The sequence below is a fragment of the Curtobacterium sp. YR515 genome (genome assembly GCF_900113095.1).
Classification (GTDB): domain Bacteria; phylum Actinomycetota; class Actinomycetes; order Actinomycetales; family Microbacteriaceae; genus Curtobacterium.
In genome coordinates, this window is sequence record NZ_FOOD01000007.1 from 1,699 (window position 1) to 16,240 (window position 14,542).

At 72.2% G+C, this 14,542-nt stretch carries 15 protein-coding genes and 1 pseudogene; 13 read left to right on the plus strand and 3 right to left on the minus strand.

Going from position 1 to position 14,542, the window contains the following annotated elements:
- The 10 genes and pseudogenes from BM028_RS17300 to BM028_RS17345 all read left to right on the plus strand — a co-directional run.
- Window positions 1-1,152, plus strand: a pseudogene (locus BM028_RS17300) (hypothetical protein); the annotation flags it as partial.
- Between the two features lies 1 nt (window position 1,153).
- Window positions 1,154-2,155: an HAD-IIA family hydrolase gene (locus BM028_RS17305; RefSeq protein WP_092388312.1), complete on the plus strand. Its 1,002-nt coding sequence runs from the start codon at window positions 1,154-1,156 to the stop codon at window positions 2,153-2,155.
- A 10-nt stretch (window positions 2,156-2,165) separates the two neighbouring features.
- Window positions 2,166-2,375, plus strand: coding sequence for a hypothetical protein (locus BM028_RS17310; protein WP_139199341.1), 210 nt, complete (start codon window positions 2,166-2,168; stop codon window positions 2,373-2,375).
- Window positions 2,368-3,213 (plus strand): TlyA family RNA methyltransferase, encoded by an 846-nt coding sequence (locus BM028_RS17315; protein ID WP_254803982.1) that lies wholly within the window; start codon window positions 2,368-2,370, stop codon window positions 3,211-3,213. The genes BM028_RS17310 and BM028_RS17315 overlap by 8 nt, the downstream gene beginning before the upstream one ends.
- On the plus strand, window positions 3,210-4,136 hold the full coding sequence (locus BM028_RS17320) for an NAD kinase (protein ID WP_070417894.1): 927 nt from the start codon (window positions 3,210-3,212) through the stop codon (window positions 4,134-4,136). Before BM028_RS17315 ends, BM028_RS17320 begins: the two co-directional genes overlap by 4 nt.
- Window positions 4,133-5,827, plus strand: a complete 1,695-nt coding sequence (gene recN, locus BM028_RS17325; protein ID WP_092388318.1) for a DNA repair protein RecN — start codon at window positions 4,133-4,135, stop codon at window positions 5,825-5,827. The genes BM028_RS17320 and recN overlap by 4 nt, the downstream gene beginning before the upstream one ends.
- A gap of 173 nt (window positions 5,828-6,000) precedes the next feature.
- The gene (locus BM028_RS17330) at window positions 6,001-7,716 is read left to right on the plus strand and encodes a CTP synthase (protein WP_175496120.1); all 1,716 of its coding nucleotides are present in this window, start codon (window positions 6,001-6,003) and stop codon (window positions 7,714-7,716) included.
- Between the two features lie 67 nt (window positions 7,717-7,783).
- Window positions 7,784-8,359 carry an NUDIX domain-containing protein gene (locus tag BM028_RS17335; RefSeq protein WP_175496121.1) on the plus strand — a complete coding sequence of 192 codons (576 nt, stop codon included), beginning with the start codon at window positions 7,784-7,786 and terminating at the stop codon, window positions 8,357-8,359.
- Window positions 8,356-8,937, plus strand: coding sequence for a DUF1349 domain-containing protein (locus BM028_RS17340; protein WP_092388324.1), 582 nt, complete (start codon window positions 8,356-8,358; stop codon window positions 8,935-8,937). Before BM028_RS17335 ends, BM028_RS17340 begins: the two co-directional genes overlap by 4 nt.
- Before the next feature lie 32 nt (window positions 8,938-8,969).
- Window positions 8,970-9,977: a site-specific tyrosine recombinase XerD gene (locus tag BM028_RS17345; protein WP_092388538.1), complete on the plus strand. Its 1,008-nt coding sequence runs from the start codon at window positions 8,970-8,972 to the stop codon at window positions 9,975-9,977.
- A gap of 28 nt (window positions 9,978-10,005) precedes the next feature.
- Here the strand turns inward: BM028_RS17345 and BM028_RS17350 are convergent, their stop codons facing one another.
- Window positions 10,006-10,485, minus strand: coding sequence for a DUF2510 domain-containing protein (locus BM028_RS17350; protein ID WP_092388327.1), 480 nt, complete (start codon window positions 10,483-10,485; stop codon window positions 10,006-10,008).
- A 91-nt stretch (window positions 10,486-10,576) separates the two neighbouring features.
- Between BM028_RS17350 and BM028_RS17355 the strand changes: the two genes are divergently transcribed.
- A complete protein-coding gene (locus tag BM028_RS17355; RefSeq protein WP_368073389.1) occupies window positions 10,577-11,167 on the plus strand; it encodes an ASCH domain-containing protein in 591 nt (196 codons plus the stop codon).
- Window positions 11,168-11,174: 7 nt separating this feature from the next.
- On the opposite strand, the gene BM028_RS17360 is transcribed toward BM028_RS17355, so the two are convergent.
- Window positions 11,175-12,206, minus strand: coding sequence for an LLM class flavin-dependent oxidoreductase (locus BM028_RS17360; RefSeq protein ID WP_267484136.1), 1,032 nt, complete (start codon window positions 12,204-12,206; stop codon window positions 11,175-11,177).
- Between the two features lie 56 nt (window positions 12,207-12,262).
- Between BM028_RS17360 and BM028_RS17365 the strand changes: the two genes are divergently transcribed.
- Both BM028_RS17365 and BM028_RS17370 read left to right on the plus strand, forming a co-directional pair.
- Complete coding sequence (locus tag BM028_RS17365; RefSeq protein WP_071295664.1) at window positions 12,263-12,595, plus strand: TraR/DksA family transcriptional regulator; 333 nt, start codon at window positions 12,263-12,265, stop codon at window positions 12,593-12,595.
- A gap of 131 nt (window positions 12,596-12,726) precedes the next feature.
- On the plus strand, window positions 12,727-13,170 hold the full coding sequence (locus tag BM028_RS17370) for a TIGR02611 family protein (protein ID WP_092388331.1): 444 nt from the start codon (window positions 12,727-12,729) through the stop codon (window positions 13,168-13,170).
- A gap of 18 nt (window positions 13,171-13,188) precedes the next feature.
- On the opposite strand, the gene BM028_RS17375 is transcribed toward BM028_RS17370, so the two are convergent.
- A complete protein-coding gene (locus BM028_RS17375) occupies window positions 13,189-14,445 on the minus strand; it encodes an MFS transporter (protein ID WP_092388334.1) in 1,257 nt (418 codons plus the stop codon).
- Window positions 14,446-14,542 lie beyond the last annotated feature (97 nt).

Genomic DNA, 14,542 nt, shown 5'->3' on the forward strand with positions numbered 1-14,542 from the left:
CCGTTCCGGTCGGACCGTCCGGCTCGTGATGGCGACCGACCCCGTCGTGACGGGGATCGTCCGTTCCGCTCGGACCGTCCCGCCCGCGACGGCGACCGACCCCGTCGTGACGGGGACCGTCCGTTCCGCGGCGGCCAGGACCGTGACCGCGGCGGCCAGGACCGTGACCGCGGCGGTCGCGACAATCGTCAGCGCTTCGGCGACGGCAGCCGTCACGCCGGTGCGCGGTTCGGCGAGGCCTCGCGGGACGACTGGGAGGACCGCGACCCCTACGGCACCAAGTCGATCCGCCCCCGCCACGAGGACCCGGAGATCCCCGAGGACATCCAGGCACGCGATCTCGACAAGGTCGCCCGGGCGGAGCTCAAGACGCTCAGCAAGGACAACGCCGACTGGGTCGCCCGTCACCTCGTGGCCGCGGCACTCCTGGTCGACGAGGACCCCGAGACCGCGAACCAGCACGCACTGAGCGCGGCTCGTCGAGCCGGCCGGGTCGGCGTCGTCCGTGAGACGGCGGCCATCACGGCGTACCGCCTCGGTGACTTCGCGACGGCGCTGCGAGAGCTCCGGACCTACCGACGCATCTCCGGCCGGAACGACCAGCTGCCCATGATGGTCGACTGCGAGCGTGGTCTCGGCCGTCCCGAGCGGGCGCTCGAGCTCGGCCGGTCGGTCGACCGCGCGGCGCTGGACACGGCCGTGCAGGTCGAGCTCGCCATCGCCATGTCCGGTGCGCGCCTCGACCTCGGGAACCCCACAGCCGCACTCGGCGAGCTGGAGATTCCACAGCTCGACCCGTCCACTGCCTACAGCTGGTCCCCGGCGCTCTACAGTGCTTACGCGGCCACGCTCGAGGAGCTCGGCCGTCAGGACGAGGCCGACGAGTGGTGGGCCCGTGTCGATCGTGCGGCAGCGGCCCTGGCCGAGGTCGCCGACGAGAACGCTTGGGAGACAGTTGATGTGGTCGAGGAAACGCTCGAAGTCGAAGGACCCGCAGACGAGCTCGCCGGAGCCGTCGACGACGAGTCCGACGCCGAGCTCGCCGACGAGCCCCTCGGTGACGAGCCCGACGACGACGAACCGGCCGGAGACGAGCCCGGCGAGATCGACGACGACAACCCCTCCGACGTCGACGGGTCCGCAGCCGACTGACGTGCCGAAGCCGCCGACGGACGGTGTGGACGTCGTCCTCACCGACCTCGACGGGGTCGTGTACCGCGGCCGCAACGCGATTCCGCACGCGGTCGAGGCGCTGACCCGTGCCTCCCTGACCGCCCGCGTCGGCTACATCACGAACAACGCATCGCGCCGACCGGTCGACGTCGCGGAGCACCTCGAGCGGTACGGGCTCGAGGTGTCCGAGGACGACGTGGTGACCTCGTCGCAGGCGGGCGTCCGGCTGCTCGAGACGCTCGTCCCGGCGGGCGCGACGGTGCTCGTCACGGGTGGTCTTGGGCTGACGAGCATCGTCGAGGCAGCGGGCTTCACCGTGACGTCCAGCGCCGAGGACTCGCCGGCCGCGGTCATCCAGGGGTTCTCCCCGGACCTCGGGTGGACCCACCTCGCCGAGGCGTCCTTCGCCCTGGCCGACCCGGACGTGCCGTGGGTCGCGACGAACATGGACTGGTCGATCCCGGTCGAGCGCGGCATCGCGCCCGGCAACGGCACGCTCGTGTCCGCCGTGCACCAGGCCGTCGGTCGGATGCCCGTGGTCGCCGGCAAGCCCGAGCGGCCGATCTTCGACGCAGCCCTCGCGCGCTTCGGTGGTGAGCACCCGTTGTTCATCGGCGACCGCCTCGACACGGACATCAAGGGCGCGAACGACGCCGGGATCCCCAGCGTCCTCGTCCTCACCGGGATCGACAAGGCCAAGCAGGTGCTCGCGGCCGACCAGCGGTCGCGTCCCACGTACATCCTCGGCGACCTCCGTGGCCTGTCCGAGCCCTACCCGGTGACCATCCGACGGGAAGACCCGGACGGTACCCGCTACGCCACGGTCGGTGCCGTCACGGTGGCGATGCGCGGCCACGTCGTGCGGGTGCTCGACGACGGCGACGCGATCGACCTGCTCCGCGCCGGGACCGCCCTCATCTGGGAGTCCGGGCTCGCGATCTACGGGCTCGACGTCGACCCGAAGCTGTACGGCGGCGAGTAGCGTGACCGAGGTGTCGAACGACGAGCGGGACCCCGAGCGTGACGCCCGCCCGGGCGATCCGGACCAGGTGCGGACGGACGACCATGCCGTGACGGACGACTTCGGGCAGCGCACCGCCGCGGCCGAATCGCTGCCGCTGGCCGAGCGCGCCGATGCGTTCTCCGCGCTGCACGACGAACTGCGGACCCGTCTCGAGAGCGGCGGCAGCACGAGTGCCTGACGAGCACGGCAACGGCGACGAGACACTGCAGGACGAACGGCCCGTCCGGCTCGATGCGCTCCTCGCTTCCCGCGGGCTCGCGAAGTCCCGCACGGCAGCGTCGAAACTGATCCAGGACGGCCGCGTGACCGTCGCCGGCACCGCGATCGTCAAGCCGTCGGCGCCGGTGCGGCCATCGGCCCCGATCCACGTCGCCGGTGCGGACGAATGGGTCTCGCGCGCTGCGCTGAAGCTCCTCGGCGCGCTCGACACGTTCGGCGTCGATCCGTCGGACCGTGTCGCGCTCGACGTCGGTGCGAGCACCGGAGGGTTCACCCAGGTGCTCCTGAGCCGCGGCGCACGACGCGTGGTGGCGCTCGACGTCGGGCACGGGCAGCTCGACCCCCTGGTGGCGCTCGACTCCCGTGTCGCCGTCGTCGAGGGCACGAACGCGCGCAACCTCACGGCCGAGGCCTACCTCGCGCTCGACCCCGCCGCGGCTGAGACGAGCCTCGTGGTGGGGGACCTGTCGTTCATCTCGCTCCGGCTCGTCCTGCCGGCGCTGGTCGAGTCCGTCCCCGCCGACGACTTCGTCCTGCTCGTGAAGCCGCAGTTCGAGGTCGGCCGCGGTGGTGTCCGTGAGGGCATCGTCCGTGACCCGGCGCTCCGGAACGACGCGCTCATGAACGTCCTCTGGGCAGCGTGGGACCTCGGTCTGGGCACCTCGGGGCTCGCGGGGTCGCCGATCGTCGGCACGCACGGCAACCACGAGTACCTGGCGCGTTTCCAGCGGGATGTCGGTACCAATCCGACAGAATGGATCGTCCGGGCGACCGAACTGACGGAAGGGACGGCATGAGCGACGACCGGCACATCCTCCTGGTGTCCCACACGGGCCGCCGCGACTCGATCGACGCTGCGGTCGAGGTCTGCGACCTCCTGCACGCCGCCGGTCTCGTCCCGGTCATGCCGTTCGACGAGTACGCCGACATCCGCCGCGCCGAAGCCTCGGTCGGGCAGGTCGACATCCTCGGCGTCGACGTCCAGGCCGACCAGCTCGAGATCGTCATCGTGCTCGGTGGCGACGGCACGATCCTCCGCGCGGCCGAGCTCGTGCGCGGGACGGGCGCCCCGATCGTCGGCGTCAACCTCGGACACGTCGGGTTCCTCGCCGAGAGCGAGCGGGACGGGCTCCGGGCGACCGTCGAACGAGCCCTGTCCGGCGAGTACCACGTCGAGGAACGCGTCACCCTGCAGGTGGACGTCGTCGTCGGCAACGAGGTCGTCTACTCGTCCTGGGCGCTGAACGAGGCGACCATCGAGAAGGCCTCCCGGGAACGCATGCTCGAGGTCGTGACCGAGGTCGACGGCCGCCCGCTGTCCTCGTTCGGCTGCGACGGTGTGGTCGTGTCGACCCCGACCGGTTCCACGGCCTACTCGTTCTCCGGGGGCGGGCCGATCGTCTGGCCCGACGTCGACGCGCTCCTCATGGTGCCGCTGAGCGCCCACGCCCTCTTCGCGCGGCCGATCGTGGTCGGCCCGGACTGCACCCTCGCGATCGAGGTGCTGCGTCGCACGAGCGGTGTCGGCGTCCTGTGGTGCGACGGTCGACGCACGCACGACCTCCCTCCGGGTGCCCGCGTCGAGGTCCGGCGATCGCCGGACCCGGTGCGTGTCGCCCGCCTCAAGGACGCCCCGTTCACCGATCGGCTCGTGGCGAAGTTCCAGCTCCCCGTCGCCGGGTGGCGCGGCCCGCAGCAGGACGACGAGGACACCCTGTGATCGAGGAGATCTCCATCTCCGACCTCGGGGTCATCGGCGAGACCACCCTCGAGCTCGGCCCCGGCTTCACCGTGGTGACCGGTGAGACCGGTGCGGGCAAGACGATGATCGTGACCGCGCTCGGGCTGCTCCTCGGCGCCCGTGCCGACGCGGGGTCCGTCCGCCGCGGCGCGTCGAGCGCCGTGGTCGAGGGGCGCTGGCACGTGCCCGAGCACGACGCCGTCGCCGAACGTGTCGAGGACGCCGGTGGCACCGTCGAGGACGGCGAGCTCATCCTGACGCGCACGGTCTCCGCCGAAGGTCGCAGCCGCGCGACCGTCGGCGGCCGCAGTGCTCCCGTCGCGGTGCTCGGCGAGCTCGCGGACCAGCTGGTCACCGTGCACGGACAGTCGGACCAGATCCGGCTGACCTCGGCGACCGCGCAGCGTGCCGCACTCGACGGCTTCGGCGGTCCGGCGCTCGAGAAGGTCCTCGCGGCGTACGTGCGGGCCTACGACACCTGGCAGCAGCACACCGGCGAGCTCGAGACCCTCACCCGTGACCGTGACGACCGGGTGGCCGAGGCCGAACGCATCCGCGCGGCGTCCGACGAGATCGAAGCGGCGGATCCGCAGCCCGGCGAAGACGTCGAGCTGGCCGACCGTGCCGAGCGCTTGGGGAACCTCGAAGAACTCCGGCTGTCCGCGGGCCTCGCGCACGAAGCCCTCTCGAGCGAGTCGCTCGACGGCGTGCAGGACGTCGTGGGCCTCGTCGAGTCCGCTCGCCGGGCGATCGAGCGGGTTGCGGCGTCCGACGCCGAACTGCAGCCCGTGCTCGAACAGCTCACGGAGCTCGGCATCCAGGCGTCCGAGGCCTCCGCGAGCCTGTCGAGCTACCTCGGCTCGCTCGAGCCCGACGCCGGCCACGACCTCGAACTCATCAACGAGCGGCGGGCCCTGCTCGCCGGCCTCACGCGCAAGTACGGCGAGACCGTCGACGACGTGATCGCCTACGGGCAGCACGCGAGTGATCGGCTGCTCGAACTGGACGGCGACGACGACCGCATCGTGGCACTGCAGCAGGCGGTCGAGCAGGACGAGCAGACGCTCGCCGGCGCCGCCGCGGCCCTGACGACGGCACGGACCAAGGCGGCGAAGGACCTCGCCAAGCGTGTCACCGCCGAGCTGAAGTCCCTCGCCATGGCCGGGGCGACCCTCGTGGTCGAGGTCTCGGACGCCGGCGACTACCGGCGCCACGGCCGTGACCAGGTGTCGATCCTGCTGCAGCCGCACTCCGGTACCGATCCCCGGCCGATCGGCAAGGGTGCGTCGGGTGGCGAGCTCTCCCGCGTCATGCTGGCGATCGAGGTGGTCATGGCGGGCAGCACGACGGTGCCGACGTTCGTCTTCGACGAGGTCGACGCCGGCGTCGGCGGTGCGGCCGCCATCGAGATCGGTCGTCGTCTGGCGAAGCTCGCGGAACGCACGCAGGTCATCGTCGTGACGCACCTGGCGCAGGTGGCGGCGTTCGCGAACAACCACCTCAACGTCGTGAAGGACGCCAGCGGGGCGGTCACCTCGTCGAGCGTCCGTCGCCTCGAGGGCGAGGACCGTCTGCAGGAGATGGCACGGCTCCTCTCCGGGCTCGGGGACAGCGCCAGCGGCATGGAGCACGCGCGCGAGCTGCTCGACGTCGCCGGCCAGAAGGCCTGATCGCGTCGCCGCACGCCGATCCAGGAGGCGCGGTTCGCGCCCGCCTCGCACCGTGCGGCAGACCTCGCCGCACGGCGCTACCACGGCCCGGAGACCCGGCCACACGCCCGACGCAACGCCCACGGCGAACCGAGGTCGCGCCTCCTGGCAGTTCTGACGTACGATGGAATCCCGTGGCGGACACTCTCAGCGGCGGAACCAATTCTTCGAACGCGACCCCGAAGGTGACGAAGCAGATCTTCGTGACCGGCGGGGTCGTCTCGTCCCTCGGCAAGGGCCTGACGGCGGCCAGCCTCGGCAACCTCCTCACGGCTCGCGGCCTCAAGGTCGTCATGCAGAAGCTCGACCCGTACCTCAACGTGGACCCGGGCACCATGAACCCGTTCCAGCACGGCGAGGTCTTCGTGACCGACGACGGCGCGGAGACGGACCTCGACATCGGGCACTACGAGCGCTTCCTCGACATCAACCTGTCGCAGTCCGCGAACGTCACGACCGGCCAGGTCTACTCGACGGTGATCGCGAAGGAACGTCGGGGCGAGTACCTCGGCGACACCGTGCAGGTCATCCCGCACATCACCGACGAGATCAAGCGCCGGATGCGCGAGCAGGCGCAGAACGACCCGCAGCCCGACGTCATCATCACCGAGGTCGGCGGCACGGTCGGCGACATCGAGTCCCAGCCCTTCATCGAGTCGGCGCGGCAGGTCCGCCACGAGCTCGGCCGCAACAACGTGTTCTTCGTGCACGTGTCACTCGTCCCGTTCATGAACGCCTCGGGTGAGCAGAAGACGAAGCCGACGCAGCACTCGGTGGCCGCACTCCGCTCGATCGGCATCCAGCCGGACGCGCTGGTCCTGCGGAGCGACCGTCCGGTGTCGGATTCGAACAAGAAGAAGATCGCGCTCATGTGCGACGTCGACGAGGACGCCGTGGTGAACGCGGTGGACGTCCCGTCGATCTACGACCTCCCGACGCTGCTGAACAACCAGGGCCTCGACCAGGTCATCGTCGACGCGCTCGGGCTCGCGGCGGGGCCGGTCGACTGGACCTCGTGGACCCCGGTCCTGCGTGCCGTGCACGAGCCGAAGAAGGACGTCACGATCGCCCTGGTCGGCAAGTACATCGACCTGCCGGACGCGTACCTGTCGGTCACCGAGGCGCTCCGTGCGGGTGGCTTCGCGCACGACGCGAAGGTCACGCTGAAGTGGGTCGTGTCCGACGACTGCACCACGCCCGAGGGTGCGGCGAAGCAGCTCGGCGACGTCGACGGCATCTGCATCCCCGGTGGGTTCGGCGTGCGCGGCATCGAGGGCAAGCTCGGCGCACTGCGGTTCGCGCGTGAGCAGGGCATCCCGACGCTCGGCCTGTGCCTCGGCCTGCAGTGCATGGTCATCGAGTACGCCCGCCACGAGGTCGGTCTGACCGACGCGTCGAGCACCGAGTTCGACCCGGAGACCTCGACGCCGGTCATCGCGACCATGGCGGAGCAGGTGGACATCATCGCGGGCGGTGACCTCGGCGGGACCATGCGCCTCGGCCTCTACCCGGCGACGTTCACCGAGGGGTCGCTCGCGGCATCGCTGTACGGGGCCCCCGAGGCGTCCGAGCGGCACCGTCACCGCTACGAGGTGAACAACAAGTACCGCGAGCAGATCGCGGACGCCGGCCTGGTGTTCTCGGGCACGTCGCCCGACGGCACGCTGGTGGAGTACGTCGAGCTGCCGCGCGACGTGCACCCGTTCTACATCGCGACGCAGGCGCACCCCGAGCTGCGCTCGCGTCCGACGGACGCGCACCCGCTGTTCGCGGGGCTCGTCGGTGCCGCGATCGAGCGGCACGAGGCGTCGAGCCTCTTCGACCCGCAGGAAGAGGAGCAGGTCGCGTAACGCGAGTGGTCTCTGACTGGAGGCGCGGTGCCAGCTGGCACCGCGCCTCCAGTGCCAGGATGGTCGCGTGACTGACGCATCCATCGCTGACGAACCCGCCTCGTTCGAGGTCACCGAGTCCACCGTCGTGTACGAGGGCGCCGTCTGGGACGTGCGTCGCGACAGCATCGCGTACCACGATGAGACGATGGTCCGGGAGTACATCGACCACACCGGTGCCGTCGCGGTCTACGCCGAGGACGACGAGGGCCGCGTGCTCGTCATCCAGCAGTACCGGCACCCGGTGCGGATGCGCGACTGGGAGCTGCCGGCGGGGCTGCTCGACATGGCGGGCGAGGACCACCTGACCGCGGCGCAGCGCGAGCTGGCGGAGGAGGCCGACCTCGAGGCCGACGACTGGGAGCCCCTCGTCACCTACAACACCTCGTCCGGCGGCAGCGACGAGTTCCTGCAGATCTACCGCGCCCGTGGGGTGCGCGCGACCGCGACGGCGTTCGACCGCGAAGCGGAAGAGGCCGACATCGTGAAGCGGTGGGTGCCCCGGGCCGAGCTGGTGGAGGCGATCCTCGACGGTCGGCTGCACAACTCCGGGCTCGTCGTGGCCGTGCTCGCGGTGGACGCGCTCGAGCGGGGTGCCGCATGAGCCTCGCGGCGCTGCTCGACCAGGGGCGGTGGACGCACGAGCCCGCTGCGGCGACGCTCGACGGCGACGTCCTGCGGGTGACGGCCGTCGAGGGCAGTGACGCCTGGCGCACCACCTCGTACGGCTTCGTGCACGACTCCGAGCACGCGCTGCTCCGCCCGGTCGGCGGGGCGTTCTCGGTCGAGGTGTCGTTCGTGCTCGACTACACGGAGCAGTTCGACCAGGCGGGGGTGTTCCTGCGGGTCGACGAGCGGAACTGGATCAAGGCCGGCGTCGAGTTCGCCGACGGGACGCCCCAGGTCGGGGCGGTCGTCACGCGCGATGCGTCGGACTGGTCGGTGGCCCCCGTGCCGGAGTGGACCGGTCGGGTCGTCACGGTCCGGGCCAGCCGCGACGGCGATGCCGTGACGATCCGGGCGTGGGCGGACGACGAGCCGCCGCGGCTCGTGCGGGTGGCGTACCTCGACCCCGACGCCCACGTGTCGGCGGGGCTGCTCTGTGCGGCACCGTCCCGCGCGGGACTGACCGTCGCCTTCACCGGGTTCCGCGTGGGGGAGCCGGACGGGTCGCTGCACTGACGCTCCCCGAGCGGCGCTAGCCTCGTGGGGTGATCCCGTTCGAGCGTGCCACGGAGACGTACCTGCGGCACATCGCGATCGAGCGGGGCCTCTCGCAGCACACGCTGTCCGCGTACCGGCGGGACCTGCTGACGTTTGCGTCGTGGCTCGCGACGGCTCCGGTCGTGGAGTCGGACGGCGCCGACCGTGCCGGCGGGCCGGCCGTGCTCGACGACGTCGGGAGGATCGCGCGCGCGGACCTCGCGGGGTTCGTGGAGCACCTCGCGACCCGACCGTCCGGGCCGCTCGCGCCGAGGTCGGTGGCACGCATGCTCAGCTCGGTGCGGTCGTTCACCGCGTTCGCCGCCGGCGAGGGGTGGCTCCAGCTCGACCCCGGCGCATCCGTGCGGCCGCCGAAGGCCCCGATGCGGCTGCCGAAGGCGATCTCCGTGCACGACATGGAGCGGTTGCTCGGGGCCGCGGCCGCCGGATCGCCCGACGGTGCCGCCGACGACCTCGTGGGGCTGCGGGACCGGGCGTTGCTCGAACTCCTCTACGCCACGGGAGCGCGCATCTCGGAGGCCGTCGGGCTCTCGGTCGACGACGTGACGACGCTGTCGGACGGCTCCGGTGACCTCGACGACGGGCTGTCCGTCGTCAAGGTCACCGGCAAGGGCAACAAGCAGCGGGTGGTGCCGCTCGGCAGTTTCGCGCGGGCGGCGATCGACGCGTACCTCGTGCGGGCGCGGCCGGTGTTCGCGGCACGGGGAGCGTCGACGCCGGCGCTGTTCCTCGGTGCCCGGGGCGCACGGCTGTCACGGCAGAGTGCGTGGCTCGTGATCCAGGCGGCAGCGGAGCGTGCGGAGCTCTCCGAGCACGTGTCGCCGCACACGTTCCGGCACTCGTTCGCGACGCACCTGCTCGAGGGGGGAGCGGACGTGCGGGTCGTGCAGGAGCTGCTCGGGCACGCGAGCGTGGCGACGACGCAGATCTACACGATGGTGACGGCGGACATGCTGCGGGACGTGTACCAGACGGCGCACCCGCGGGCGCGGCGGTAGGGTCCGCACGCCAGCCGGGCGGAACCAGTCAGAACACGTGGAACTGCGCGGACGCCGCCACGGCAGCCGTCGCCACTGCGAGGACCAGGGCGCTCGCCGAAGCACTCCGCGCCAGCACCCGCCAGCCCCCGGTCGCCCCGGGCCACACGACGCCGAGCAGCCCCGCCACGATCGCCGCCGCACTGCTCGCTCCCCAGGGGTTCATCACCACGGAGACCGCCGCGAGCAGCACCGCCAGGGTCGAGAACGCACTGAACCGGTGGACGCCGGAGCCCCCGGACGCCCAGGAACGCGTCCGGATCGCCGCCGGCTGCACCGAGAACGACGGTCCGACGGGTGCGACGACCACCGGGACGATCGGCTCGGTCCGGCTCGGCAGCACCCGTGTCGCCGCTCCCCAGGCACGCCCGTCCCACCAGCGCAGGCGGCTCGCGTCCTGCGGATCGGGGAACCAGCCGGCGGCCGGCAGCGTCACGGGGTGCTCCTCGGGGTGCGTGGGAACGTGCACGTCGACGCTACGGGAGTGCGGGAAGCGGCCACAGTCCCAGCCCGGGTGTCGGCAGGAAGGGGGACCACCCGCGTGCAGTAGCGTCGAGCGGGTGACCTCGACGCTCGACGACTTCTGGCGTGACCGGCGCGACGAGCGACCGGAGTTGCCGACGGCCCTGCCGGAGGCGTGGTCGTTCGGCGCGACGCCGGCGCAGGCGGACGATCTGCTCGACCTCGTGCTGCGCGGGGTGAAGGACGGGACGGCGTCGTCGTTCTGGGGCTACGAGGCGTCCGGGGACCGCGTGCCGGAGGTCGGGGACATCGGCATCGTCACGGACTCCACCGGGGCACCGCGGGCCGTCGTCGAGACGACGAGCGTCCGGATCGTCCCCTTCGACGAGGTCGATGCGGACCACGCCCGGGCCGAGGGGGAGGGCGACCGGACGCTCGCGCACTGGCGCCGGGTGCACGAGGCGTACTGGCGCGCGCACTCGGAGGACCCGCGCGGGTTCGATCCGCGGATGCCGGTCGTGTGCGAACGCTTCCGGCTCGTCTGGCCCGCACCGGCGACGACCCCGCCCGCACCGGCGACGACCCCGCCCGCACCGGCGACGACCGCGCCCGCACCGGCGACGACCGCGCCCGCACCGGCGACGACCCCGCCGGCCCCGCCGACCCCGGACCCGACCGCCGTCGCCTGACCGCCCGTCAGGCCGGGACGGGCGCCGCGTCCACCTCGCGCATGACGTCCTTCACCGAGGCGAGCAGCCGGGCGTTGAACTCGACGCCGAGCTGGTTCGGCACCGTGACGAGCACGGTGTCGGCAGCCCGCACGGCCTGGTCCGCCGCGAGCTCGGCCACCAGGTCCTCCGGCGACCCGATGTACGACCGGCCGAACCGTGCGAGCCCGCCGTCGAGGTGCCCGACCTGGTCCTGGCCCTCGACCTGTGCCCGGACACCGAAGTAGTGCCGCGACTCGTCGTCGATGATCGGGATGATGCTGCGGGACACCGAGACCCGAGGGGTCCGCTCCCAGCCGGACTCGGCCCAGACCCGACGGAAGCGTTCGATCTGCTCGGCCTGGAGCTCGTCGAACGGCACACCGGTGTCCTCGGTCAGCAGGGTCGACGACATGAGGTTCATGCCCTGCTCGGCCGTCCACTCCGCGGTGGCCCGGGTGCCGGCGCCCCACCAGATACGGTCGCCGAGCGAGTCGGAGAGCGGCGAGATCGGCAGGGACCCGACCGAGCCGGTCATCTGCGGGTTCGCGTTCGCCATCGGTTCTCCGGCGATCGCCCGCCGGAACACCGACGTGTGCGCACGGGCCATGTCCCCGCCGTTCTCGTCGGAGGCATCCGGCACGTAGCCGAACTGCTGGTAACCGGCGAGGGCGGTCTCGGGTGAGCCCCGGGAGACGCCGAGCTGCAGCCGACCGCCGGAGATGAGGTCGGTCGCAGCCGCCTCCTCCGCCATGTACAGCGGGTTCTCGTAGCGCATGTCGATGACGCCGGTGCCGATCTCGATGCGGCTGGTCTTCGCTGCGATCGCGGAGAGCAACGGGAAGGGCGCCGCCTGCTGGGGTGCGAAGTGGTGGACGCGGAAGTACGCGCCGTCGACGCCCGCCTCCTCGGCGGCGACCGCGAGGTCGATCGCCTGGACCAGGGCCTCACGACCGCTGCGCACCTTCGACCCCGGCACGTCGCGCCAGTGTCCGAACGACAGGAACCCGATCTTCGTCATGTCGATACGAACGCATCCGACAGCACGGCCATTCCGGGCCGACTACGGTGTCCGGCATGGACGACCCTCGCCAGGCACTGGTCGCGGAGCGGGCACGCAACGAGCGCCTCCTCGCGGACGTCGAGCGGAGCATGCGGGACGTCAGCGATGCCCGGCAGGACGCCAACTCCGACGACGAGCACGACCCCGAGGGCGCGACCCTCGCCTGGGAGCGCGGCTCGCTCGGCGCCGTGCGGGACGACGCCCGCGAGCGCATCCGGTTGGTGGACGCCGCGCTCGCGCGGCTCGACGCCGGGACCTACGGCCGCTGTGCGGTCGGTGGGGAACCGATCCCGGAGGCGCGCCTCGCCGCCGTCCCGTGGGCCGCGACGTGCGTGGCGCACGCGTGACGCGCCTCCTGGCCCCGCACCGTCTGACGGGAGGCGCGGGTCGGCCCCGCCACGCGCCTCCCGTCACGGACGCACCGCACGTCCACCGCGCGCGCCGCGGTTTCCCAGCCGCGCGCCCTACATTGCGGCACATGGAAGGCGACCCGAACGACCGGACCGACGCGGTCGAACGTGCCGAGACGCCGCACCGGCGGTTCCAGTGGTTCCACGACGTCCGCGCCTGGATCCACGCGCGTCCCCACCTGCACCTCTTCTACAAGGTGCTCGTCGGGATCGTCGGCGGGCTCGTCGTCGTGATCGGGTTGATCCTCGTGCCGCTGCCCGGGCCGGGGTGGCTGGTGGTCTTCATCGGGCTGACGGTCCTCGCGAGCGAGTTCCACTTCTTCCACCGGATCATCACGTGGCTCCGTGCCCAGCTGCACCGCTTCTGGGACTGGGCGAAGGCGCACGGCCCGCAGTGGCTCCGGAACGCCGCCGACCGCGGCAAGGCGGACGTCGACGCGGCGCACACCGGTGCTGCCCGGACGGTCGGGGTGCGCGGGCGCGGCGCGAAGCGGGCGCGGCCCGGGCACTGAGCCGCGCGCCCGTCGCGCCTACTCGGCGGGGGACACCCGGACCGAGCCGGTGCAGGTGTGCTCGAGCACCTCGGCGGCCTGCTCCTCGACGGCGGCGGCGTCCCGCGACACGAGCTGCAGCACGAGGGCGACGACCGCGGCGAGGACGATGAACGCCCCGTACCCGGCGATGACCGGCACGAGCCCCACGGTCGGCTCGAGCAGCCCTCCGACGACGGCCGGCACGCCGAACGCCAGGTAGCTCACGACGTAGATCGTGGAGAGCAGCCCCGCACGGTGCGTCGGTGCCGCGGTGGCGAGCAGCATCCGCAGCGGTGCCTGGAACCCGGCGCCGAAGCCCACGCCCGCGATCGCACTGCCCACGACGAGGCCGGGCAGGGAGTGCGCCATCACGAACGCCACCGTGACGATCGGTCCGAGCACGAGGGCGACCAGGCCGATCAGGACCGCGCGACGGGCGTCCATCCGCTGCGTCGCGAGGCCGGTCAGCGCGCCGACCCCGGTGACGACGGCGATCAGGGCACCGGCGGCGAAGTGGTTCGTGATGCCGAATACCGCGCCGAGCGCCGAGGGGACGAGCGACAGGAACATCCCGCCGAGGGCCCAGCTCGCGATGAGTGATCCGGCGACGCTGCGGAACAGCCGCCGCGAGGACCGGGGCACGCTGATCCGGGGGACGAGGGAGCGGAGGGCGCCCGGTCGCGGGGTGACCCGCTCGGGGACGACGACGAGTGCGATCACCATGAGGACGAGCAGCGCGCCGAAGAGCAGGTACACGAGCTGCTCGGGCGCGGGACCCCACTGCACGAGGGCGCCGCTCGACATGGCACCGGTCGCGAGGGCGATCGGCGGGATGACGCCGTTCAGCACCCCGGCGAGGGTGGGGAAGCGCTCGAGCGAGTTGTCGATGAGCGCCGCTCCGAGGGCGCCGATGAGCAGCCCGACGGAGACGCCCTGCACGATGCGGTCCACGATCAGTGCGCCGACACCGTCCGCGACCGCGAAGAGCCCGAGGGACAGCGCGACGCCGAGGCCGCCGACGACGAGCACGGGCTTGCGGCCGACGTGGTCGGACAGGCGCCCGGCGACGAGCAGGCTGGCCAGCAGCCCCGCGACGTAGATGGCGAACACGCCGGTGAGCATGAGCGGGGTGAGGTGCCACTCGGCGGCGTACACGGGGTAGATCGGCGAGGGGACCGCCGACGAGGCGACGGACACGAGGAGCATCGCCGCGAGGATCCAGAACCCGGCGACCGAGCGAGCTGACTGCGCCATGTGCGCCACCTTCCGTTGCGAGCGGGACAGTACGAAGAGAGTCGTACAGTATCGAGTCGTGCTGTACGACGCAAGTCGTACTACGAGCGGAACGGTG

Bases quoted from the DNA above. Each gene is read 5' to 3' on its own strand.
- BM028_RS17320 (WP_070417894.1), top strand. From the start codon at position 3,210: ATGAGCGACGACCGGCACATCCTCCTGGTGTCCCACACGGGCCGCCGC.
- BM028_RS17340 (WP_092388324.1), top strand. From the start codon at position 8,356: ATGAGCCTCGCGGCGCTGCTCGACCAGGGGCGGTGGACGCACGAGCCC.
- BM028_RS17360 (WP_267484136.1), bottom strand. From the start codon at position 12,206: ATGACGAAGATCGGGTTCCTGTCGTTCGGACACTGGCGCGACGTGCCG.
- BM028_RS17365 (WP_071295664.1), top strand. From the start codon at position 12,263: ATGGACGACCCTCGCCAGGCACTGGTCGCGGAGCGGGCACGCAACGAG.
- BM028_RS17370 (WP_092388331.1), top strand. From the start codon at position 12,727: ATGGAAGGCGACCCGAACGACCGGACCGACGCGGTCGAACGTGCCGAG.
- BM028_RS17375 (WP_092388334.1), bottom strand. From the start codon at position 14,445: ATGGCGCAGTCAGCTCGCTCGGTCGCCGGGTTCTGGATCCTCGCGGCG.